The organism is Shouchella oshimensis (assembly GCF_004375095.1).
Lineage (GTDB): Bacteria > Bacillota > Bacilli > Bacillales > Bacillaceae_D > Shouchella > Shouchella oshimensis.
Window position 1 is genome coordinate 913,894 of the sequence record NZ_SNUX01000001.1, and the last position, 22,915, is coordinate 936,808.

General features: G+C 39.7%; 26 protein-coding genes and 1 pseudogene. 10 read left to right on the forward strand and 17 right to left on the reverse strand.

Annotated features, from left to right (window positions below):
* Positions 1-39: 39 nt before the first annotated feature.
* Positions 40-588, forward strand: coding sequence for a cysteine hydrolase family protein (locus E2L03_RS04760; protein WP_038482357.1), 549 nt, complete (start codon positions 40-42; stop codon positions 586-588).
* A 53-nt stretch (positions 589-641) separates the two neighbouring features.
* Here E2L03_RS04760 and E2L03_RS04765 read toward each other — a convergent pair whose 3' ends face one another.
* On the reverse strand, positions 642-1,112 hold the full coding sequence (locus E2L03_RS04765; RefSeq protein ID WP_038482360.1) for an S-ribosylhomocysteine lyase: 471 nt from the start codon (positions 1,110-1,112) through the stop codon (positions 642-644).
* 121 nt (positions 1,113-1,233) lie between these two features.
* Between E2L03_RS04765 and E2L03_RS04770 the strand changes: the two genes are divergently transcribed.
* Both E2L03_RS04770 and E2L03_RS04775 read left to right on the forward strand, forming a co-directional pair.
* Complete coding sequence (locus E2L03_RS04770; RefSeq protein ID WP_055737476.1) at positions 1,234-2,058, forward strand: YihY/virulence factor BrkB family protein; 825 nt, start codon at positions 1,234-1,236, stop codon at positions 2,056-2,058.
* Between the two features lie 70 nt (positions 2,059-2,128).
* A complete protein-coding gene (locus tag E2L03_RS04775; RefSeq protein ID WP_035397595.1) occupies positions 2,129-2,401 on the forward strand; it encodes a non-specific DNA-binding protein Hbs in 273 nt (90 codons plus the stop codon).
* 34 nt (positions 2,402-2,435) lie between these two features.
* Here E2L03_RS04775 and E2L03_RS04780 read toward each other — a convergent pair whose 3' ends face one another.
* The 3 genes from E2L03_RS04780 to E2L03_RS04790 form a co-directional block, all read right to left on the reverse strand.
* Positions 2,436-3,761: a Na+/H+ antiporter family protein gene (locus E2L03_RS04780; protein WP_095150565.1), complete on the reverse strand. Its 1,326-nt coding sequence runs from the start codon at positions 3,759-3,761 to the stop codon at positions 2,436-2,438.
* Between the two features lie 122 nt (positions 3,762-3,883).
* Positions 3,884-4,165 carry a hypothetical protein gene (locus E2L03_RS04785; protein WP_038482368.1) on the reverse strand — a complete coding sequence of 94 codons (282 nt, stop codon included), beginning with the start codon at positions 4,163-4,165 and terminating at the stop codon, positions 3,884-3,886.
* A gap of 135 nt (positions 4,166-4,300) precedes the next feature.
* The gene (locus tag E2L03_RS04790; protein ID WP_134258637.1) at positions 4,301-5,785 is read right to left on the reverse strand and encodes a leucyl aminopeptidase; all 1,485 of its coding nucleotides are present in this window, start codon (positions 5,783-5,785) and stop codon (positions 4,301-4,303) included.
* Positions 5,786-5,924: 139 nt separating this feature from the next.
* Here E2L03_RS04790 and E2L03_RS04795 point away from each other — a divergent pair, with 139 nt between their 5' ends.
* Positions 5,925-6,398: a divergent PAP2 family protein gene (locus E2L03_RS04795; protein WP_038482374.1), complete on the forward strand. Its 474-nt coding sequence runs from the start codon at positions 5,925-5,927 to the stop codon at positions 6,396-6,398.
* A 31-nt stretch (positions 6,399-6,429) separates the two neighbouring features.
* Here E2L03_RS04795 and E2L03_RS04800 read toward each other — a convergent pair whose 3' ends face one another.
* The 3 genes from E2L03_RS04800 to E2L03_RS04810 all read right to left on the reverse strand — a co-directional run bounded on the left by E2L03_RS04800 (position 6,430) and on the right by E2L03_RS04810 (position 8,791).
* Complete coding sequence (locus tag E2L03_RS04800) at positions 6,430-7,053, reverse strand: 3D domain-containing protein (protein ID WP_038482377.1); 624 nt, start codon at positions 7,051-7,053, stop codon at positions 6,430-6,432.
* 87 nt (positions 7,054-7,140) lie between these two features.
* Positions 7,141-7,467, reverse strand: coding sequence for a YuiB family protein (locus E2L03_RS04805; protein ID WP_055737479.1), 327 nt, complete (start codon positions 7,465-7,467; stop codon positions 7,141-7,143).
* 121 nt (positions 7,468-7,588) lie between these two features.
* Positions 7,589-8,791 carry an NAD(P)/FAD-dependent oxidoreductase gene (locus E2L03_RS04810; RefSeq protein ID WP_038482382.1) on the reverse strand — a complete coding sequence of 401 codons (1,203 nt, stop codon included), beginning with the start codon at positions 8,789-8,791 and terminating at the stop codon, positions 7,589-7,591.
* A 250-nt stretch (positions 8,792-9,041) separates the two neighbouring features.
* On the opposite strand from E2L03_RS04810, the gene E2L03_RS04815 reads away from it, so the two are divergent.
* The gene (locus E2L03_RS04815; RefSeq protein WP_038482385.1) at positions 9,042-10,037 is read left to right on the forward strand and encodes an NAD(P)/FAD-dependent oxidoreductase; all 996 of its coding nucleotides are present in this window, start codon (positions 9,042-9,044) and stop codon (positions 10,035-10,037) included.
* Positions 10,038-10,071: 34 nt separating this feature from the next.
* Here the strand turns inward: E2L03_RS04815 and E2L03_RS04820 are convergent, their stop codons facing one another.
* From E2L03_RS04820 to E2L03_RS04835, 4 genes are read right to left on the reverse strand one after another with little or no spacing between them, the layout of a single operon-like run.
* Entirely contained in the window at positions 10,072-11,202 is a 1,131-nt protein-coding gene (locus E2L03_RS04820; protein WP_038482388.1) for a mannitol-1-phosphate 5-dehydrogenase, read from the reverse strand.
* On the reverse strand, positions 11,202-11,633 hold the full coding sequence (locus tag E2L03_RS04825) for a PTS mannitol transporter subunit IIA (RefSeq protein ID WP_038482391.1): 432 nt from the start codon (positions 11,631-11,633) through the stop codon (positions 11,202-11,204). Before E2L03_RS04825 ends, E2L03_RS04820 begins: the two co-directional genes overlap by 1 nt.
* Complete coding sequence (locus E2L03_RS04830) at positions 11,630-13,696, reverse strand: BglG family transcription antiterminator (protein WP_166740183.1); 2,067 nt, start codon at positions 13,694-13,696, stop codon at positions 11,630-11,632. The genes E2L03_RS04825 and E2L03_RS04830 overlap by 4 nt, the downstream gene beginning before the upstream one ends.
* Positions 13,697-13,751: 55 nt before the next feature.
* Positions 13,752-15,473: a PTS mannitol transporter subunit IIBC gene (locus E2L03_RS04835; protein ID WP_038482398.1), complete on the reverse strand. Its 1,722-nt coding sequence runs from the start codon at positions 15,471-15,473 to the stop codon at positions 13,752-13,754.
* Positions 15,474-15,684: 211 nt separating this feature from the next.
* On the opposite strand from E2L03_RS04835, the gene E2L03_RS04840 reads away from it, so the two are divergent.
* Together E2L03_RS04840 and E2L03_RS04845 are read left to right on the forward strand one after the other, a co-directional pair.
* A complete protein-coding gene (locus tag E2L03_RS04840; RefSeq protein ID WP_038482401.1) occupies positions 15,685-16,512 on the forward strand; it encodes a transporter substrate-binding domain-containing protein in 828 nt (275 codons plus the stop codon).
* 18 nt (positions 16,513-16,530) lie between these two features.
* Positions 16,531-17,205: an amino acid ABC transporter permease gene (locus E2L03_RS04845; protein ID WP_124742397.1), complete on the forward strand. Its 675-nt coding sequence runs from the start codon at positions 16,531-16,533 to the stop codon at positions 17,203-17,205.
* A 185-nt stretch (positions 17,206-17,390) separates the two neighbouring features.
* Here E2L03_RS04845 and E2L03_RS04850 read toward each other — a convergent pair whose 3' ends face one another.
* Positions 17,391-17,744, reverse strand: coding sequence for a HesB/IscA family protein (locus E2L03_RS04850; protein ID WP_035398272.1), 354 nt, complete (start codon positions 17,742-17,744; stop codon positions 17,391-17,393).
* 63 nt (positions 17,745-17,807) lie between these two features.
* Positions 17,808-17,978, reverse strand: coding sequence for a Spo0E family sporulation regulatory protein-aspartic acid phosphatase (locus tag E2L03_RS04855; protein ID WP_078440065.1), 171 nt, complete (start codon positions 17,976-17,978; stop codon positions 17,808-17,810).
* Between the two features lie 213 nt (positions 17,979-18,191).
* Here E2L03_RS04855 and mqnE point away from each other — a divergent pair, with 213 nt between their 5' ends.
* Positions 18,192-19,286: an aminofutalosine synthase MqnE gene (mqnE, locus tag E2L03_RS04860; protein WP_038482408.1), complete on the forward strand. Its 1,095-nt coding sequence runs from the start codon at positions 18,192-18,194 to the stop codon at positions 19,284-19,286.
* 39 nt (positions 19,287-19,325) lie between these two features.
* Here the strand turns inward: mqnE and dapF are convergent, their stop codons facing one another.
* From dapF to E2L03_RS04875, 3 genes are read right to left on the reverse strand one after another with little or no spacing between them, the layout of a single operon-like run.
* Positions 19,326-20,177 carry a diaminopimelate epimerase gene (gene dapF / locus E2L03_RS04865; RefSeq protein WP_038482411.1) on the reverse strand — a complete coding sequence of 284 codons (852 nt, stop codon included), beginning with the start codon at positions 20,175-20,177 and terminating at the stop codon, positions 19,326-19,328.
* Positions 20,178-20,184: 7 nt separating this feature from the next.
* Positions 20,185-20,424, reverse strand: coding sequence for a hypothetical protein (locus tag E2L03_RS04870; protein WP_134258639.1), 240 nt, complete (start codon positions 20,422-20,424; stop codon positions 20,185-20,187).
* 44 nt (positions 20,425-20,468) lie between these two features.
* A complete protein-coding gene (locus E2L03_RS04875) occupies positions 20,469-20,693 on the reverse strand; it encodes a YuzB family protein (protein ID WP_038485985.1) in 225 nt (74 codons plus the stop codon).
* Positions 20,694-20,906: 213 nt separating this feature from the next.
* Here E2L03_RS04875 and E2L03_RS20815 point away from each other — a divergent pair.
* Both E2L03_RS20815 and E2L03_RS04880 read left to right on the forward strand, forming a co-directional pair.
* Positions 20,907-21,071, forward strand: a pseudogene (locus E2L03_RS20815) (TetR/AcrR family transcriptional regulator); the annotation flags it as partial.
* A 393-nt stretch (positions 21,072-21,464) separates the two neighbouring features.
* Entirely contained in the window at positions 21,465-22,532 is a 1,068-nt protein-coding gene (locus E2L03_RS04880; RefSeq protein ID WP_038485988.1) for an NAD(P)/FAD-dependent oxidoreductase, read from the forward strand.
* 40 nt (positions 22,533-22,572) lie between these two features.
* Here E2L03_RS04880 and E2L03_RS04885 read toward each other — a convergent pair whose 3' ends face one another.
* Positions 22,573-22,905: a YuzD family protein gene (locus E2L03_RS04885; protein WP_038482417.1), complete on the reverse strand. Its 333-nt coding sequence runs from the start codon at positions 22,903-22,905 to the stop codon at positions 22,573-22,575.
* Positions 22,906-22,915: the final 10 nt, after the last annotated feature.

Genomic DNA, 22,915 nt, shown 5'->3' on the forward strand with positions numbered 1-22,915 from the left:
TGTTTAAAATTAAGGGATCCTTTAGGAGTGTACACAACAATGGATAAACAGACTGCCTTACTTATTATTGATATGATTAATCCGCTCTCTTTTGAGCATGGAGAAGATATCTATCCACAGACAAAAGAGATCGCTGACAAGATCGCCTTACTAAAAGATGCAATGAAAGCTCGGGGTTGCCCAATACTGTACGTTAATGACAACTACGGTAAATGGCAATCTGACTTTAACCAACTTGTTTACGACATTAAAACAAGCAATGAGTTGGGCGCTTCCATTGCCGCTCGCCTCGAACCAACTGAAGAGGATTATTCTATCATTAAGCCGAAGTACTCTGGTTTTTTTAACACACCACTTCACTTATTATTAGAACATCTTGAGGTCCACACCCTCGTCTTAACAGGCATTGTCGGTAATATGTGTGTACAATTTACAGCGAATGATGCCTACACACTTGAGTATACCCTCGTTATTCCTCAAGATGGCATTGCTAGCTTTACACAAAAAGACACCCATGTTGCCCTCCATCATTTTGAACACATTTTAAAAGCAGACGTACGACCCATTCAAATTTGGTTAGAGAAATAGAAAAAAAGCGCAAACTAAACGTTAGCGCTTTTCGAATACTTTCTGAACGGCAGTTAAAAAACCTGCTTCAGCTTTTCTTTATCTTCTGCAAGCCATTTCCGCATTCTTTCTTTTGTTCCTTCTAGATCATGCAGAACTGCCTGACCACACTCTTTTTCAGTTGCAGCAGGAACTTGTTCTGTTTGAAGAGAATAAGTCATAGTCTTTTCGAGAACATCAATAATCTCAGCTACAGTTGGTGTTCCACTCATAATGAGGTAATAGCCAGTTTGGCAGCCCATCGGAGAAATATCAATTACATCAAAATGATGATAGTCCTCAGAGAATCGACGAATGTTAATGGCTAGTAAGTGTTCCAAAGTATGAATGACGTCAGGTTTAAGTGCGTCTTTGTTTGGCTGACAAAATCGAATATCGAATTTATTCACTTCCCCATCCGTTCCGATTTTGTGTGTTCCGCAATGTCGAACGTATGGCGCCTTTACGATTGTATGATCGAGCTCAAAGCTTTCTACTGATGGCATTTGCTACACTCTCCTTTCGTATTCGTTTATAGTATAAAGGATAGCAGTCTGTCCTGTCGAAGCTTTGATGGATTTTATCTAAAATAAATTTATTAGGGGATTGACCTTTTAGGAGGAACGAATGAATGTTAAGCTTTTTTTAAAAAAATTAATGGAACAAATTAAAAAGGATCCGATTCCCGACTTAGCCGCCACTCTGTCTTTTTATTTCTTACTCGCCATATTTCCTTTAATGATTTTTGTATTAGCTGGCGTATCTTTTTTTGACATTGACAATGATCAAGTTTCCGAAATGATCACGGAATTCTTTCCTGGTGAAATTGGCATTACCTTTAGTGAGATTGTGTTGAACACCATTGGCGAGCCACAAGTTGGTTTGTTTTCTATCGGCATCATTGGCACACTTTGGTCTGCATCAAATGCCATTAATTCTTTTATTCGCTCTGTTAATCGGGCGTACAATATCGAGGAAACGCGCCATTTCTTACGCTTAAGAGGAACCGCGATCATCCTTACAGTCGCAATGGTTATCGTTATCATTATTACCCTTGCGCTACCTGTATTTGGCAGCCTTATTCTAGATTTCTTGGAGAATTTTTTATCTGTTCCATCTGAATTAATCGCTATCTTGAATAACCTTCGTTGGGTTGTCGCTGTTATTGTGATGATTTTTTCCCTTATGGTACTCTACCGTATTGCACCGAATAAAAGGCTGCAATTAAAAGATGGTCTTCCAGGCGCTGTTGTTGCCACAATAGCGTGGCTGCTTATCTCGTTTTTCTTTTCTCTTTATGTAAATGATTTCACCAACTTTGAGAGTACATACGGACCATTAGCTGGTGTGATCATTTTAATGTTTTGGTTCTTTTTAACAGGGGTTATTTTAATTATTGGTGCTGAAATTAATGCCACTCTCCATCAAATGAAGAAAAAAAACGAGGGATAATGTATAAACTTATGTCAGCTGGGCATGATGGTACCAGTAATTAACTTATACGTTTTAAGGAGTGTTCGTTATGAATAAAACAGAATTAATTAACTCACTTGCGGAGCGAGCAGAGCTCTCTAAAAAAGATGCAACAACAGCGGTGAACAGTATGTTCGATTTAATTGCCGAGTCATTAGGAAAAGGCGAAACCGTTCAGCTAATTGGGTTTGGAAACTTCGAGGTTCGTGAACGTGCCGCTCGAAAAGGACGTAATCCACAAACAGGTGAAGAAATTGATATCTCTGCAACGAAAACACCTGCTTTTAAAGCCGGTAAACAGCTTAAAGACGCTGTAAAATAAAACAAAACGCAGTCGCTGACTGCGTTTTGTTTTTTTATAAAATTAAAGCTGCAATCCAGCCAACAAAGAAGAGAGGCACCGTTAAATGGAGAAAAGTAGGTACACATGTATCCCATATATGATCATGTTGTCCATCTGCATTTAACCCTGCAGTCGGTCCTAACGTCGAGTCGGAAGCAGGTGCCCCAGCATCGCCAATGGCTCCAGCTGATCCAATTATAGAAATAATAGCTAGTGTCGATAACCCCACCTCTAAGCCGAGAGGCACAAAAAGCGTTGTAATAATGGGGATGGTCGAAAAGGAAGAACCGATACCTAACGTAATGATTAAACCTACTACCATCATAAGAAGAACGGCAATCACTTGGTTCCCATTAATCATACCTGCTACATTCGTCACTAAACTTTCCACATGCCCAGTTTCACGAATAACAGCTGCAAACCCAGCTGCGGCTAACATAACAAACCCAATAAACCCCATCATTTTAATGCCTTCAGACATTACTTCATCGGTTTTTTTCACTTTAACAGCACCAGAAACAAATAGTACGAGTAAGCCAGCTAAAGCAGCTGGAATCATTGAGTCGCGATAGAAGCTCTGAACGATGACTGTCACCACAACAGCAAAAACGGCCAATGATAGTGACGTTACGCTATAGCTTTTGGTTTCGTCATGGTTTTCTTCCGATAATGGTACATCTTTATAGATACGTCGCTGGCGGTACGTAATAAATACAGCCACAAGTAAACCAATGAATGTACTGATTGTTGGTAAAAGCATGGCTTCAGGAATTAAATCAATATTAATTGAGAGTCCACTTGCTTCCATATTATCTGCTATTGTCTTATGAAAAATCTGACCGAACCCATAAGGCAATAACATGTATGGAGCTGTTAACCCAAAGGTTAAGATGCAAGCAATTAACCGGCGATCCACCTCTAAACGATTGAGAATAAGTAAGATAGGTGGTATTAGAATAGGAATAAATGCAATGTGAACTGGCACGGCGTTTTGGGACATACAAGCTACTACAAGTAGCATAAGAAACAATAACATTCTTGTTAATGTATCTCGATCACGGTCCCCTTTACGCTTCATCCATAATTGCAAACGATCTACTAGGAAGTCTGGCAAACCAGTTCTAGATAGTCCAATTGCAAATGCGCCAAGTAGTACATAGCTAAAAGCAATCTCGGCGTTTCCGCCAAGTCCACTTCCATATATTTCAACTGTATCTGAAAATCCTAATCCACCTATAAGCCCCCCAATTAAAGCTGAAAGTGTAATAGCTAGGACAACATGCACCCGGGCTAAACTGAGTATAATCATTAAAAGTACTGCAATAATCACTGCATTCATAACCATCATCCTTTAGTCTGATAAATCACTAAAACATTTGTCTAATTTATCACCCTTTCCATTCTTTTGTCAAGACGAAAAAAACCGAAAGACTTATTTAGCCTCTCGGTTTTCTATACTGTTTATATTGCTAGGATTTTTGTAAAAGATAATGATTTATCGCGACACCCTTTTAACTGATAAGAGACTTTGTCACCTTCTTGAATGGATAATTCAAGGGTCTCCGTAAAAGATGCGTCATTTGTTGCGAAAAGTTTATGGGTTCCTGCTGGTACTTCAATCGTCATTTTTTGCCTACGTTTTAACGACCCTACAAAGTGATCATTAATAAAGACTCGATATTTTCGACTTGCGGCATAAAGCTCACGTGCACACTTTATTTCCACATAAGCAGTATCAATCATTTTGTTCCCCTTCCTCATACAGAAACGTTCTGCTTGAATAGGTTCCACTCATTAATACCCTTCATTATAACGATATGCTTCTGACGGTACAAGTATTAATCTCTATTTATCTGTTTACGATTTGTTAATCGCTTTTTATGAATGAGCCACAAACCATGCAAGTGTTCGTGCCATAATACCCGTCGCCCCAGCTGGTCCAAGAGATGATCCTTTGTCTTTAGAAGCTGTGCCAGCAACATCTAAATGGACCCAAGGTGTAGTGCCAACAAACTCTCCAATAAATAAGCCAGCTGTAATGCTTCCACCAGCTCGACCAGGAGCGTTATTCAAATCGGCTACATCACTTGTTTTAAGCATATCCTTGTAAGGTTGGCTGTTTGGAAACGCCCAGACAAGTTCACCTGTTTCTTCACCAGCACGTCTTACACGTTCCATCAGCTCGGTGTCATTTGTAACTGCTCCTGTTGTCTCATGACCAAGGGCAACCACACATGCGCCTGTCAATGTTGCCACATCAATTAGACGCGTTGCACCAAGCTGTACAGCATAAGCTACGCCATCTGCAAGAATGAGTCGACCTTCTGCATCTGTATTTCGTACTTCTATTGTTTTCCCATTCATTGCTCTTAATACATCGCCAGGCTTCATTGCTGAACCATTGATTAGGTTCTCACTAGAAGGAATGACACAAAGAACATTATGCTTCGGCTTTGTTTGACCAATGATATCCATAGCGCCAAGGACAGCACCAGCTCCACCCATATCTGTTTTCATTGTATGCATATTGGCAGCAGGCTTAAGAGAATATCCACCTGCATCAAACGTTAATCCTTTTCCAACAAGTGCCGTTACTTCTTTGCTGTCTTTATTACCGTTATAGCGCATGACAATCATTTTCGCTTCTTGATCACTTCCTTGCGAAACAGCTAGAAGCGCACCCATGCCAAGAGATTCCATTTCATCTTCTTCAAGCACATGAAAGTCGAATCCATGCTTTTCAGCAAGAACTTTCGCTTCGTGAGCAAGATCTGTCGGCGTTAACAAATTTCCAGGAATATTAACTAATCGGCGAGCAGTGTTTGCGCCCTCTCCATATGTATATCCAAGCTCTGCCTGTTTTGTGAAACCTTCTTCGTCTACGTAAAAGCTAACGGCTGAAAGGTTTTTCTTCACTTCATTGCTTTTTTCTTTATACGTCACTTTATCGTAAGAACTTAACGCAAGGGCTTCTCCAAAGGTAAATGCAACCTCATCCGTTGATAATCCTCCTTGTAAGAAGCTATCGACAACAAACCCAACTTGTCCTACTTTTTCTTTCTTCAATTTCAATCCAACGTTACCAAGCGCATGACGCAATTCGTCTCTATGTAGCTCCCCTTGCTTGCCTAAATAAACCGCATAGATTTTTTTTGCTCCTACCGTCCCTAGTGTGAAAAAGTCTATACATTCTCCTTTTTTTATAGGAAACGCTTTCTGCTTTGACAATTCGGTTAACTGTTCATTCATTTCACGATCAATCGCTTGAACCCCTTGTGTAAACTCACCTTTACTCCAAACGGCTAATACGAGCACTTCCTCGTCTAGTTGCCCAACATTCCATTGTGCTTTTTCTTTAAACATCCTTACAACTCCTCTCTTTAAAAACTAGTATAGCATGTAAAAAAAATGTCTCAAACAAATCGTACTGTCAGGCAATCACCGTTTCGGTATGCTATAATAGCCTCATCATGATTAACGAGAAGAGCGAAAGGAAGACACTATGGAAATCTTTCAGAACTATCCGCTTTGGACAGCATTAATTGCGATCGTATTAGCTCAGGCGATTAAGATTCCTCTCGCATTTATTGCTACCCGTAAGCTAGACTTATCGCTTCTAACGAGTACAGGCGGTATGCCGAGTTCCCATTCGGCTGCAGTAACAGGGGTATCAACAGCTATTGCAATCGAACATGGTTTAGACTCTTCTCTCTTTGCCATTTCAGCCGTATTTGCTGTTATTGTCATGTTTGATGCCACTGGTGTCAGAAGACACGCTGGGTATCACGCAACCGTGTTAAATCAACTCGTATTAGACTTTAATCGCCTTGTTGAAGAAGTCAAAACATGGCCGAAAAAGGAAAACGAACAAAAATTAAAAGAACTGCTTGGACACCAACCAATTGAAGTTTTCTTTGGGGCGGTACTAGGGATTATTCTCGCCTTTGTTCTTTATCCACTTTTAGGCTCTATATAAAAAAACAAGCTCTGTCAGTGAGCTTGTTTTTTTAGGTTTCACGGGTACGCTTAAAATCATGAATAGTAGTCCGCTCATTTAATTGGTTTAATTCCTCTTGTGTAATGTTTCCAGTTCCTTCTTTTATTACAAAAACATCTAAATCTTTCTTTCCCCACTCATTAAAGACATCTTCAATGGAATCATAGTACAAGTCAATTTTGGTTCCTTTTATAGCCGATCCTGTATCAGCTACAACGCCATAACCATATCCAGGTATAAACAATACGGTTCCCAAAGGAAATACCGTGGGATCAGCCGCCACTGTTGAATAAGAATCTCTTAAAACTGGCAATCCAGAATACGTAATGCCGTAAGCGGGGTCTCCTGGATTTTTCCCAGTCGATTCTTCACCAGCAGTATAGCCTGTCGCTGTCACATGAACACGATGGTAGTCACTTGTCTCTAATTCTTGTTCCATTAACGTATAAGTAGGCACGGTTAACCCTGGTATCGATCGATCATGTTCATGAAGCGTCTTTTCTCCCACGTCTTGCACATAAAGTTTAGAAAAAGGTACATTAGTAAAAACAAAAATTGTCATAAACACTGCGCCTATAAACAATGCACTCATTAGTAGGCGAAATGCCCATTTAAACGTTGAATTACCATACATGCTTCATTTCACACTCCTCTACTACAGCTTTTCCAGTAGAGAGAACATTATGCAAAAAAAAAAACAGACCATTTGTGTTAGTCTGTTTTAAAACATTTGATAGCCTGCTTTTCTTAGTAATTTCATTATTATCCCAGCGGCAATAGCACCTAAAAAACCACTCGTTAACACAATGATGTCTGCAACATATAGAGACGATAATCGCTCGAATAGCTGTGTAAATGCCTCCCCAGGCTGTTGAATAAATGCTCCATAAGGTGCTCTGTTCACAATGAGCAGTACAACGATTGGGTATACAAATGCCATAATCCATGTTAATCGTAATACCATATTTAATAGAAAGCCAATTCCGGCAAATAAAATAAAAAACAGTATAATTGATACAATTAATTGTAATATATGTAAACCTTCCATTGTCCATCCTCCCCTCTCAGTGTACGAAAAAGCGCTTCCCAAAGTCAATATGAATCTATACTCATGAAAAAACAGTAAGGCTTATTCGCCATACTGTTTTTTTATAATCCTCAATTCCATTTTATAGAGGGAACTTTCCTTTTTTAAGGGTAAGCATTGGTCCACCAAGAATGAATAAGGCACGGTTATCAATCATTTTTTTCATGAAGTTCGCTGTTCCACCGTAAATTTTCTTCGAACCAACAACACCAATTGCTTCTTTTCCACCAAGAGAAGCTACAGTACCTTTTATATCTGGCTTAAAGCTCTCAAGGTTTGAACCACCTTTGTTAAGTGTTACGATGTTATTCGCACATGTTTTAGCCATTTGCATGGCAATTTGTGCTGTCGGCGGGTAAGGGCGGTTTATTTCTTCATTAATAATCAGCGCACAGTCACCGATTACGAAGACATCATCAAAGCCTGGTGCACGTAAATCCGGCTCCACTTTAATACGTCCGCGATTCGCTTCAAAACCTGATTGATCAATAACTGGATTCCCGCGAACTCCTGTCGCCCATACGATTGTCTCAGATTTAATCTCTTCGCCTTCTCCAACGATAACACCTGATGCTGTAACTTCTTTAATAGGTGTGTTAATTTTGAACTCAACGCCACGACTTTCAAGCAAGTTCATTCCGTATTCAACAAGCTCTGGATCAAAACCAGGAAGGGCACTTGGAGCTGCTTCCACTACGAATAAACGAACTTTTTCACGTGGTACATCATATTTTTTACACAGCTCTGGAATACGCTCAGATAATTCACCGATAAATTCAATACCTGTAAAGCCAGCGCCAGCTACTACAAATGTTAACATGCCTTCATGAGGATCAGCTGTGTTGTTATAGTTAGCGAACTGGGCATCAATGTGATCCTTCACTTGACGCGCGCCGTTTAACGTCCATTTTGTAAAGGCATGCTCATGAACACCTGGAATTCCAAATGTTTCTGATACTGCACCTAACGATACAACTAAATAGTCGTAATCTAGCTCACCATCTTTAAGCATCACTTTTTTGTTGTCTGTTTTAATTTCTAGTACTTCATCTTGAACGAAATTCACTTTGTTTGTATTTAAGACATCGGAAATCTTAACTCGAGTACGGTCTGGGTCCATTGTTCCCGCTGCCGGTTCATGCAACCACGTTGTTTGATAATGGTAGTCGTGCTTATTAACAAGTGTAATGGATGCTTCGTTGTGCCCTAATTTTTTAGACAACGCTACAGCGGTATTCATTCCACCATATCCAGCACCTGCGATAACGATCTTTGCTTTGTTCACTTCAAATCACTTCCAATTTAGTATTTTAATTCTTATGGCGTTAATGTTTGTGAGAAATTTCACGTTCTTATTCACAACAAAGGAATTTCATAGAATCGTCATATAATCCAACACTCTAATAATATTCGTTTTTTCTTCAAAATTCAACTCCATTATACAAAAAAATTATCTTTCATTCCTGTCCTTTGTATTTGTTTCTTCCTCCATGTATAATGAGAAAGGATCTCAATTCAGTCGGGGGTGTAACACATTGGAAGAAAGAGAAGATTTGTATGATTTAACGATTATCGGCGGTGGTCCAGCCGGACTATTTGCTGCCTTCTACGCAGGTATGCGTCAAATGAAAGTAAAAGTTGTTGAAAGTATGCCTCAACTAGGTGGTCAACTTTCAGCACTGTATCCAGATAAATATATTTATGATGTGGCAGGTTTTCCAAATGTAAAAGCGCAGGACCTTGTTGATCAGTTAACTGCTCAAGCCCAACAATTCAATCCTACACTTGCATTAGAGGAAGCTGTTCAAACATTGGTAAAGGAACAGGACGATACATTTACATTAACCACAAATAAGCAATCTCATGCAACTAAAGCAGTGTTAATTACAGCTGGTGCTGGTGCTTTTGCTCCAAGGAAACTAAAAGTAGCAGATGCTGAGCAATATGAAGATAAAAATATTCATTATTTCATACGTGATTTAAGCGCGTTTACTGGAAAACGCGTTGTTGTAATTGGCGGTGGCGACTCTGCTGTTGACTGGGCACTCATGCTTGAGCCAATTGCAAAAGAGGTCACCCTTGTACACCGACGTGATGAGTTCCGCGCTCACGAACATAGCGTCGAATTACTGAAGAAGTCGAAAGTGCGTTTGTTAACTCCATTTGAAACAACAGCACTTCATGGTAACGGTGAACGCGTTGAATCACTTACATTCACGAAAGTAAAAGGAGAGGAAACTGAAACCATTCATGTAGACGATGTTGTTGTCACATTCGGCTTTGTTTCTAGCCTAGGCCCAATTAAAGAATGGGGTTTAGACATTCATAAAAATGCAATTAAAGTGAATTCCAAAATGGAAACAACGATTGAAGGGGTTTACGCTGCTGGTGATGTGAGTACGTACGACGGAAAAGTAAAACTCATTGCTACTGGTTTTGGTGAAGCCCCAACAGCTGTAAACAACGCAAAAGTTTATATTGATCCAAAAGCCCGTGTCTTCCCTGGTCACTCAACAAGCCTTTTTGAATAAGAAGGAGCTCGCTACTAGTGTAGCGAGCTTCTCTTTATTCATGTCGTTTACGTAGTAATTCAACAAGAGGATGTGAGTCTTCGATGCCCGTTATACTTGTAAATGCCCCGATTTTCCCTTTTTCCTCAATGAGCTGTTTAAGCTTTACACTTTCCTCATCTGTTTCATCATAAAAGTGTAGAGCGTCATCAATCGTTTCTACAAGTGATTCAGGATGCAAGCCTTTTTCCGCTAATGCCTTTGCTGGTTTGACTAAACGATCCTTTACTCCTAATTTACGAATAGGACCTCGACCGACGCGCTGAACTTTATCCTCTAAATAAGGATTTTCAAATCGCGTAATAATTTTATCAATATATGCTTCCTGTTCATCAGGATCAAATCCATGATCGTCAACAAGAATGGCTTTTGTTTCATTCAAAGCCCCGCGTACACGATGTTTAATATAATCACTCGCTAATGCCTCTTTAATCGTTTCAATCCCTGCTCGGAATCCTGCATAAGAAGCTACAGCATGTCCTGTGTTGACTGTAAACAGTTTTCGTTCGATAAAAGGAGCTAAATCTTCAACCAGTTTCGCTTCACCTAGTGATACAGGATCACCTATTAATGACGGCTCCTCCACCACCCATTCAAAAAATGGTTCCACTGTGACAGCTAAAAGGTCGTCAGACTGTACATTTGGTACAATACGATCTACAGCAGCATCCGCAAAGCCTGTGTATTCTTGAATCGTTTCCCATTCAGCTTGACCTAGCTTTTCGATGACCGCTTCTTTCAGCTGCGACGTAGCGCGAATCGCATTTTCACAAGCAATAATATTAACCGGCTTTACCCCTTTACGCGCAAGCAACCCTTTAGCAATTGTGCTAGCAAGCATTGGCAAAATATGCGGTCCTACAGCCGTTGTAATCACATCAGCATCTTGAATCGCTTCTATTACAGCACCTTCGTTTTCTTTACTGTTGATTCCGGACACATTGTCCACAGTAAACGTCGTATGCTCTTCTCCAACAACATGAACAGTATAACTACCACGCTCATTTAATGCTTGAATAACGGTATCATTCACATCAACAAATTGTACGTGGTAGCCAGCATCAGCTAACAAAGCACCAATAAAGCCTCTACCAATGTTTCCTGCCCCGAAATGAACAGCCTTCATTATTCAGCAACCTCAGAGAAAAAATCAAGTACGTCTTTTTCAGATTTCGCTTTAAGTAGTTCTCGAACATTTTCTTCTTCCGAGCAAGCAATGGCGATCTGAGAAAGAATAGCTAAATGCTCGTCTCCTTTTCCAGCAATACCGATTACTAACTGTACAGGATTTCCGTTCCAATCCATTTCTTCCTCTAATAGCTGAATGGATAACCCAGAAGAACGAACTTCATCTCGAGCATCTTCTGTCCCGTGAGGTATTGCAAGTAAATTTCCCATGTACGTAGACGTTACCTCTTCACGTTCAAACATTTTATCAATGTATGTTTCACTAATGTAACCTTGTTCAGCTAAAATTTCTCCAGCTTGACGAATGGCCTCTTCTTTAGAGCTTACGTTCACGTGTAAACGGATGTTTTCTTCTTTTAAAATACTCATAGTGTATCGACTCCTTCGTTAATATATCGAATTAAGAATGATTTACTTTTTTCTTCAAGCAACCATTGGATACTTGAAATGGTTTCTTCTTTAAAGATTTTCGTTTGTTCCTCGGATTCAATTAACAAGATACTTAAGTAACTCATGTAAGCAAGCTGTTGCTCAGTTAAATCAAGAGGCGCCAGCATCAAAATCACTCTAGCAATGTCTTCTTTTTCTCCTGCCATTGATAACACAGATGTGGATCGGTTTAATGTTAGTATCCCAAAAACAGGCGCAAGTATATCTTCTGTACGTGTGTGATATAAAGCCATACCCGCATTTGGAATTGCTAATCCTCCAAGTTCCTCTCGCTCCCTTAAAGCCTTAAGCACCTCGTCATGTCTTTTTAGTTTATCTTTTTTTTCAAGATCCTTAATGACGTTATCAAGACCGCCCTCAATGATGTCAATTTGACAATGAAACACAGAATCAAGAACTTGCTCCATAAACAAGCTCATTGTTGTAATGTCTTTCATCGTTACAGGTGTCTGTAGTTCTCTTACTGAAGGAACGGTTACCATTGGCGGTTGTTCATGTTGTCGATCTAAATACGTTCGAATCATCTTCACTTCATTGTCTGTTAAAACAGGACTTACATGGATGGCTTGACGCTTCCGCTCATTAATACGAACCGTAGACAAAAATAGATCAAAGGAATGAGGATCATATTGGTTTAAATCTAATAGTGAGGCTAACGTAATTGATTGCACTTCAGGAAATTCATCCCGAATTCGACTAGAAAGCATACGTGCTGATCCTATTCCGCTTGAACAGACAACAAGTGCACGAATGGGTCCACGGTTACGATTTCTTGTAATGACTGCACCGAAATGTAACGTTAAAAAACCAATTTCTTCATCTGGTAGCTCAATTGGTGAAAACACTTTTCCTGCTTTTTCTTTTGTTACATTGAAAAGGGGTCCGTAGTCTGCTTTAATTTTGTCGAGAAGCGGATTGTGTATTTTCATATGCTGCTCAACTCGATAAATGGTTGGTCTTAAATGTGCAAGAAGACCTTGAAAAAACGAAGGATCGCTAAAAGAAATACGCAATGCCTCTTCCATTTCTCTTATAAGCGCTTTTACCCGATAAGACAGCTCAGGGTTCCCTTTAATAAATGTTTCTTCAATTGGTTGAGATGTTCTTGTTCCTCGTAAATGCATAACTAAATAGCCGACTTCTTCTTTTGGAATATGAATGTGAAACGTCTTCTCAAGTGCTTTTGCCAAGCTCTGCGCTAACGGCAACACGTCTTTTTCTCGTTCAAGCACTTCTAGCTGGGTAGCGTCCATTTGAATCTTTTCACCTTGACGGATACGCTCGATTGCTAACGTAATATGGACAACAAGAGCAATATACGATTGGTCGGTTAGTCGCTCTAAAGCTTCGGCATGAAGTTGTGTTAATGTTTTCTGGACGTTTCGTATTGTCACTAGATCAACGAAATGAAGCAAGCGATTCGCTACTTCTTGCTGTAACTCTTCAGAGAAAACAGCGTGGTAAAACGTTTCTTCCGTTAAATGCTCTGAAAGAACAGCCGACATTGCTCGTCGAATAGACGTTTCGGTTCCAATTGCTTCAACCCCAAACCCTCTTTTTCGCACAAGATCAATCCCAAAATGTTCAAGCCATTCACTCGCCTTATATAAGTCAGAACTGACAGTTGCTACGGCAACGTCTAACTCTTTTGCAAGGGCATAAAGCTTTACTGGTCCTTTTGCATCCAATAAGGTCGCAATGAGTAGACTCACTCGCTCTTCTGCCGTTAAATGCTCTTGTTTATTATCCGCTAATTTATGTGCAAGCTTTTGTTTCGCATCTAATTTGCCAAGTATCCTGACATGCGGCTTTCGTTGTAACGTCAATTCATTTGTTCTAAGCGTATTTTCTACGTCCTTTAAATCACGTTGAACGGTACGGAGACTAACCGAAGCTATATCCGCTAGTTCTTTTATACTCAATCCCAGTTCATGATCCAGAAGCGTTTTTATGAGAATACGCTCTCTCGCCGTTAAGAACACAATAAAAACCTCCAATTACAGCAGGAAGCACCCCTAGAGTTAGGGATGCTATTTTTTATTTCAAGCGTTCAATTAACTCATCATACTTCGGACTGTTCATGAAGTTTTCCACGGAAATGTGTTCAGCGTTTGGCTGTTTTTGTTTTGCACGCTCCGTTAAGTCTTTATGGGTAATCACAATGTCAGCATCCGACGGAATAGAATTAATTGCTGTATTAGATATATGAATACCCTCAATATTCGCCTTCTTAAACTTATTTTTTAATAAAGAGGCACCCATTGCACTTGACCCCATTCCGGCATCACACGCAAAGATAATTTTATCAACTTCTTCTTTTGTCGCTTCTGATGAAACAGGCTCCTCTATCGATTGACCACCTTTTAAATCTTCAATAATTTCATTATAGCGTGGGCTATTCATAAAATTATCCACAGATACGTGTATAGCAGATGGATTCTTTTGCTTAGCACGCTCGGTAAGATCCTTATGGGTAATCACAAGATCGGCACTATCTGGAATATTGCTAATGGACGTATTCGAAACCGACACGCCTTCAATTCCTGCTTTCTTCACGCGATCTTTCATAATGGACGCACCCATTGCACTCGAACCCATACCAGCATCACATGCGAAGATGATGGATGAAACGTTTTCGTATCCATTTCCTGTTTTTGAACCGCTCGTTGAAACAACAGAAGATTTCTTACCTTTCATATCTTGCATCTTTGCTTGTGCTTCCTCAATATTGTCTTCCTCGCCTTTTTTATCGAAGCGGAGGATAAGAGAAGCAATTACAAAGGAAACAACCGTCGCCACTAAGACTCCTAAAATAACACCTAGATAATCTCCCTGTGCTGTTAAAGCCATGATTGGAATAATACTTCCTGGTGAAGCTGGAGCAACTAAACCAACTTGGAAGAGGTTAAATACAAATACTCCAGATGCACCACCAAAGATGACGGCGAGAAACATTAATGGTTTCATTAATACATAAGGGAAGTAAATTTCATGAATACCACCAATAAAATGAATGATTCCAGCTCCATATGCAGAGCCTCGAGCAACACCTTTACCAAATATCATAAACGCTAGTAAAATACCTAAACCTGGACCAGGGTTAGCTTCTAATAAGTAAAAAATTGATTTACCAAGAGTTTCAAATTGTGTTGCTGCTAAAGGTACGAGCACGCCATGATTGATGGCATTGTTTAAGAACAAGATTTTTGCTGGCTCAATAATAATACTTACAAGCGGTAATAAGCCAGTAGAGATAAGAAAATCTGCCCCTGCTCCTAGCGCACTTGTCAGTCCTTTTACAATTGGCGCTACAAGGAGTGAGCCTATTACTGCTAAAGCAGCACCAATTAATCCAGCCGAGAAGTTGTTAACAAGCATTTCAAACCCTTGTCTAATCTTCCCATCAACCAATTGGTCAAACTTTTTAATGGCATAACCACCAAGTGGCCCCATAATCATTGCTCCAATAAACATTGGTGCGTCTGGTACAGCGGCAATGACACCCATTACTGCGGTTGCCCCTACTACACCCCCGCGCATATCATGGACTAACTTACCACCTGTATAAGCAATTAGTAGTGGTAGCAAGTAGTAGATCATTGGTACAACCATGTTATCTAAAATTTGTATAAAGAAGAATGCATTAATAGCTGTGATAGTACCAAAAGCAATAAACGCGCCAATGTTTGGCATGATCATGCTGCTTAAATTACTTCCGAATCGTTGTACACGGGATCGGATGCTTTTTTTCTCGGTCATATTCGTTCCTCCTATTCAAGTAAGTACTTTACTTGCATTGTATCCACGAATAGCTTGCCCTTCAAGAAAAGGAAAATACAATTTCGTCGCACTCGTTGCGACAAAACTGTTAAAAGTGCTTTCTTTTATAATAGAAGAAACTGTTTTCAACTTGATTGTTTTATACTTTCGTTGCATACTTACAAAGGACATAGAATTAGGGGGAATTACGATGATTAAAAAACTTATTTTTCCTTCTTTGATTGCGACGGTTTTCCTTACCGCTTGCGGATCAAATGAAGACAATATAGCATCTGAAAACACAGCTTGGAATGCCATTCAAGAATCGGGAACGATGACAGTTGCTACGGCTGGTACTTTGTTTCCGACTTCTTACCATTCGGAAGATGATCAATTGACTGGTTATGAAGTGGAACTGGTTAAGGAAATTGCTTCCATCCTTGATGTTGAAGTTGAATTTGAGGAAATTGGAGTAGATACAATGACACAGGCCTTAAATAGTGGCCGTGTTCATATTGCAGCCAATAGTCTTACAAAAACAGATGAGCGTGAACAAAACTTTGATTTTTCTACTCCGTATAAATACTCGTTCGGAAGTGCCATTGTTCGTGAAGAAGATCTGTCTGGAATTGAAACGTTGGAAGACTTAGATGGAAAAATTGCGCTAGGAGCAATGAATACGACCTATATGCAAAAAGCTGAAGAATACGGCGCAACGCCAAAGTTCTTTGATAATGTCACAAATGACGTCTATTTAAGAGCCGTTGAGAATGGTCAAGGAGACGTTATTCTAAACGATTATTACCTTCAATCCATTACAGTTAATCATCTAACAGATATAGATGTTCAAGTACATCCGACGCTCTTTTACGATCCAAGCGAGCAAGGTATTATGCTTGCTAAAAACGAGCCTCTTTTACTTGAAGCGATAAACGATGCCATTACGCAGCTAATCGAGGATGGAACAGCTACATCACTGTCTGAAGAGTTTTTTGATGGCTATGATGTCACTCAACTTCCTGATATTGATTTTGAATAATGTAAAGGGTGTTTAAGAATGAGTTCTTTTGATCTGACACTTGCCATTGAATCATTTCCCTATATTTTAAAGGGACTTCAATATACCATGCTCGTCGCAGTTGTAAGCATGATTATTGCTTTAGTACTTGGCTTCTTTCTAGCTTTAGGTAGGATGTCCCAGCATGTTTATTTTCGCTGGCCAAGTATGCTTTTCATTTCCTTTAATCGCGGTGTACCGATCCTTGTTCTACTTTTTCTTCTTTACGCCGCACTACCCGAACTTGGGTTTAGTTTAAGCACTGTCACTGCAGCAATCGTCGCCTTTAGTTTAAATACTTCCGCTTATATCGCGGAAGTAAACCGCTCAGCACTTTCTTCCGTACCTGCAGGACAGCATGAAGCTGGTTCTGTATTAGGGTTAAGAAAATGGCAGACAATGCGCTATATTATTTTGCCACAAGCGATTCGTATTGCGCTGCCTCCATTAAGCAACGTCTTTTTAACACTCATTAAATCCACTTCGATTGCCTCTACCATTGCGTTGCCCGAACTCATGTATCAAGCACGCATAATCGGTGGTCGTGAATTCAATTATTTAACCGTTATTGTTGTTGCAGCGCTTATCTACTGGGGTGTATGCTCGTTGCTCTCTTGGCTACAACGGTATTTAGAAAAACGCTACAATCATTACTTGGAACCAGAACAAAAATAAGAAGAGGCTGGGACATAACGAAAAGTAGTATTTGAAAAGACGAATAGTCTAAAATATGCTGAGTAGCACCGCTACAGGAGGATCCTTCCGCTCATTTTCATAGAAAACAAAAGACGAACGTTCCTATTTTCAGGAATGTTCGTCTTTTTGGTCTGTCTATCTACTTTTGTCCCAGCCTCTTTGTTTTAACAATTTTCTGGTGTACCGGCATTTGTTGCGGTTCTGAATGAAGAGCCACATCCACAATTGGCAATCGCATTAGGATTATCAATCGTAAAGCCGCCACCCATCATATTTTGTTTATAATCAATGACTAGTCCTTTAATAATTGGTTCACTTTCCTGATCAACAATAACATCAATTCCATTCACTTGGAATGCTGTATCGTCCTCTGTCTTCTCATCATCAAAGCCCATGCCATAGGAAAGACCAGAACAGCCTCCGCCCTGTACACCGATTCGGAGCTTTAATGACTCGTCGCCTTCCTCTTTCTTCATGGAAAGAATTTGTGCTGCCGCTGCATCTGTAAGAGTAATCATGTTCGTGCCTCCCTTATTTCTTTCCTATAGTATAGACCCTTTTGTTTTTATACTCAAGTTTTTCTACTCTAAGGGTGATTGGTCTTTACGCATTAATCGATTATGTATATCGTCAATTTGTTCGCTGTATGTCAGTACAAGAGGATGATTTAAACCATGACGCTTAGCCGCTTGCAGCATTTGATTCCGCAACAACTCTAGCCTTTCCAAACATAGGTCATTCCGTACGTTCATTTTACCTCACACCTCAATTTTATAAGTATTCACCAACCTGTATATTACATCGGACACCTATCGTCTTTCAATAAGTCATTCTACTTATTTTCTTCCTTGTGTCTGTTTCACGTTCCTTTCTTTCTTAAAAGTGTAGTAGTATAATAGAATGTGAAATCAACAAAAAGACTTCGTTAGGTGCATCAAGCGATGTTTTAAAGGAGGATTCCGAAGATGAGTGTGCTTTTGACAGACACAAACCTTCAAAACGTAAAAGAGAAAGTTTTGAACGGTGAACGCTTATCCATAGAAGATGGTCTAACATTATACGAAACACCAGATTTGCTTGGTGTTGCTCAATTAGCTAATCTTGTAAACGAAAGAAAGAATGGTCAAAACGTTTATTTTATTGAAAACCTCTATATCAATCCAACAAATGTATGTGAGGCAAACTGTGGCTTTTGCGGGTTTAAACGGAAGCCAGGTGAAGAAGGTGCCTACACTATGGATGAAGAAGCGTTGTTAAAATACGTTTCTGACCGTTGGAACGATAATATTCGAGAATTTCATATTGTTGGTGGTCATAACAATGAAGTCGGCTTTGACTATTATGTTAATATCGTTAAAACATTAAAGAAACATTATCCACATGTAACAGTAAAAGCATATACTGGCGCTGAGATCGAATTTTTCTCCCGTCTCGCAGGCATTTCTATGAAAGAAGTAATTCAAACATTAATGGATGCTGGTCTTTCAACACTTACAGGTGGCGGTGCCGAGATCCTAACGGAGCGCTATCGTGCCATTATGAGCCCTGAGAAAGCTTCTACTGACCAATGGCTTGAAGCACATGAAACAGCCCACAATCTTGGTTTACGTACGCACTCCACTATGCTTTATGGCTCAGTTGAATCAAAAGAAGAACGCTTGATTCATATGCAGCGGGTACGTGAGCTTCAAGACCGTACAAATGGGTTTATGGTATTTATCCCACTAGCGATGCAGCCAAGAAACGTGAAAGCTGGGTTAAATAGACGAACGTCTGCTTACGACGATATGAGAACCATTGCAGTTAGTCGCTTAATGCTTGATAACTTCCCTCATATTAAAGCCTATTGGATTAATATTGGTGTTCAACTTACACAAATGGCATTAACATTTGGTTCAAGCGATATCCATGGTACATTAATTGAAGAACGAATTTCTCATTCTGTCGGTGCATTAACATCTGCCGGTATTACGAGAAAAGAATTGATTCATATGATTAAAAGTGCCGGAAAAAATCCGGTTGAGCGGGATACGTTCTACAACATTATTAAAGAATACTAAACAAAAAAGCTTGTGGCGACAAGGCCACAAGCTTTCTTTCTATACGTACACATCACCACTGCATATATATTCAGCAGGGCCCTTCATCCAGACATCTCCATTTTCTTTCCACGTAATCTGTAAATCGCCACCTAATAAGTGCACGGTAACCTCAGATTCTTTCTCTAAATAGCCATTTAAAACGCTTGCCACTACGGCTGCACAAGCACCCGTTCCGCACGCCTGGGTTATACCGGAACCTCTTTCCCACACCCGAAAGTGAATTTCTTTCGGGCTAACAACTTCGACCCATTCAACGTTTACCCATTCAGGGAATCGTTCATGCTTTTCAAGCAGGGGACCGATTTCTTCAACTGGAGCCTTTTCAATGGAGTCAATAAATTGAACGGCATGTGGATTTCCCATAGAGATGGCGGTTACTAAGATGTCTTGATGGTTTACTGAAATCGCTTCGTTAATAACCATTGCTTCACTCTGCTTATGTTGCATAGGAATGTCTTTTGCCACTAAGCGTGGTTGTCCCATATTAATCGTTATAGATTGAACACAATTTTCATGATCAACTGAAACAGTTGCTTCAACATTCCCACCTAAAGTTTCAATAGTAAAAGAAGTCGTTGTTACAAGTCCATGTTCATAGCTATATTTCGCTACACAGCGCAAACCATTGCCACAGTTCTTTGCTTCTGAACCATCATTGTTAAACACCCTCATTTTAACTGCTGCTGTGTGTGATGGATAGATCAAGATCATCCCATCACTTCCGATACCTGTATTCTTATCTGCTAACTGTACAGCGGTTTCACTTAATTTGTTTTCGGGTAAATCTTCATTAAACATATTGATGTAAATATAGCTATTTCCTAACCCATGCATTTTTGTAAATTTCATTTTTGTTTCACCCTCTTAATGGTTGATCTGCCCAGAAATAATCATCATCTGCCTCTACTATCGTCATAACCGTATGACAGCAAGGCATATTTACACGGACTTTAAACTGTTCTTTTGCTCGTTTCACGTCTTTTTGCTTCATATTCGTTAACACATGTTCCTGCTGACAAAAAGGACATTCTTCAATATAAATATCTTTGCCTTGTACTTCATAAGGCCATGTGTGACTAAATGGTAAAGGGTGCAACGGGTTTCCTCCTCTATTGCTAGTTCAATACTCATTCAAATGCGTTATGTTAAAGTAAAGCACATCTTATTTATCTTTTCTAGTAATTGATCTGGGGTCTCTCCAGCAACAAATGTACCATTTATGAACAAAAAATTCTCTTGGCGACATATGCCACATTGTGTTAAACAACCATATTCCACTATCTCAACGTGGGGAAGTGAATGGAAAGCTTTCAAGACTTCACCTGTTCCATTATGAATATTGTTCATACAGCACTCAATCAACATCTTCACTTCATTCACCTCTTTTTTTATGCTACTTTGTCACTACTGTAAAGTCAATCTGAATCAATTGCATTAGTAAAAGAAGAAAGTGTCCATTTTGGGTTGTCGAATGAAAGCACAATCGGTATAATCAAAACTGACCAGAGTCATTTTCAGCATCAACCACTCGTAACCGAGGTGAAAAAACAAACCGTAATTTTAGGCGGTTTTTTAAAAATGAATCAATCGAAAAAAAACAAAACACGTTCTGCCATACTTCATTCTGCACATACCTTATTTTATGAAAACGGCTTTGAAGAAACAACCGTTGCAGAAATTACAAAAGGCGCACATGTAGCGAAAGGTACATTTTTTAACCACTTTCCTACAAAAGAATCCATTCTACATGCTCTATTTGAGAAACAATTGTTAGAACTATTGAATCAACAACATGAGAACCTTTCTTCTGACACAATCTTAACGCACATTCGTTCATGCTTACTCTTTTTACTAAAGGATTATGATATTCATCCTAGCTTAACAATTCAAACGTTGAAACATGTAATTGAAAATGAAAAGCGCTTGCACACCTATTGGGTTGAGCTGTTAGAACGAGCCTACGAAACACTATCACTAAAAGAAAGAGAGCATTACGCTCATATTATTAACAGTCATATTACCTATACGATGAGTGCTTTCCATCAAGAATCCACAAGAATAGGACTTGTCCATCGAGCTATGTCCTTAATAGAAACTAGTTTTAACGCAATTTCGCTTAAAAGGAGATCTCTACTTATGAAGAAACTTGTTGTACTTGGAGCAGGTTATGGTGGTATGCGTGTCTTACAACGACTGCTACCTAATGACTTACCAAAAGACTGGGAAATTATTCTCGTTGATGAAATGCCTTATCATTGTTTAAAAACCGAATACTATGCACTTGCAGCTGGAACTGCATCAGATCATCATTTACGAGTGACATTCCCAGAAGATGCTCGCCTACACATTAAATACGCAACTGTCACTGCTATCCACGCTGAAGATCACGCGATTGAGTTGAACAACGGCGAAACACTTCCTTTCGATAAACTTGTTATCGGTTTAGGGTGCACTGATAAATATCACGGTGTGCCTGGTGCAGATACGTATACGTACAGTATTCAAACTATGAGTGCAACTCGTCGAACGTATGAAGCGCTAAATAATGTTAGACCAGAAGGTGTTGTTTCCATTGTTGGTGCTGGCTTGAGCGGCGTAGAATTGGCAAGTGAATTACGTGAAAGCCGACCTGACCTTTCAATTAAATTATTTGATCGTGGCGAATCCGTTATGAGTCAGTTTCCTAAGAAATTAAGCGCATATGTTCAAAATTGGTTTGTTGAGCATGGTGTTGATGTCAGCAACAATTCAAACATTACGAAAGTAGAACCAGGTGCACTCTACAATCATGATGAAAGAATAGAAAGTGACGCAGTTATTTGGACTGCTGGTGTTCAACCTGTTCAGGTCGTTCGCGATTTAGATGTAGAAAAGGATCGATCTGGACGCATCAAATTAACACCACAACATTTTATCCCAAATCACCCTGATATCTTCGTCGTCGGAGATTGTGCGAGCTTACCTCATGCACCAAGTGCACAGCTTGCAGAGGGGCAAGCAGAACAAATCGTAACCATCTTAAAGCATCAATGGAAAGAAGAACCTCTACCTGAAGAAATGCCTCGCATTAAGCTTAAAGGGGTTTTAGGCTCATTAGGCAAGAAACATGGTTTTGGTATGATGGGCGAACGTCCACTTACTGGCCGTGTAGCGCGGATTTTAAAAAGTGGCGTGCTTTGGATGTATAAGTACCACAGCGGTTGATACTAAAAAGCGTTAAAGGAACTTACTCCTTTAGCGCTTTTTACTGATGGGAAGAGGCAGAAAGAATGGCTTCTACTCGTTGTGTAACCACTTTTAAACTAGGATTTCCTTCTGCAAGAATGTCTCCGTTGACTACCAGCAATGGATAGAAATACTCTTCATTTAAAATGGCTTCTGCTAGCTCTTTTTCTTGTTCAGTTTGTGGGGCCTCGATATCGACATAGTGAAACGATAAATTCTCATGTGGGAATTTCCGGGTTAATGCTGCTTCTAACCAATCTTTTGTCTCTAAGGCACTTGGCAAATGTACGCAAGAAGCACACTTTTGCTCTGCTCCATAAACCGTAAACTCAATTTTTTGCACCCACCTCATCCTTTCAATA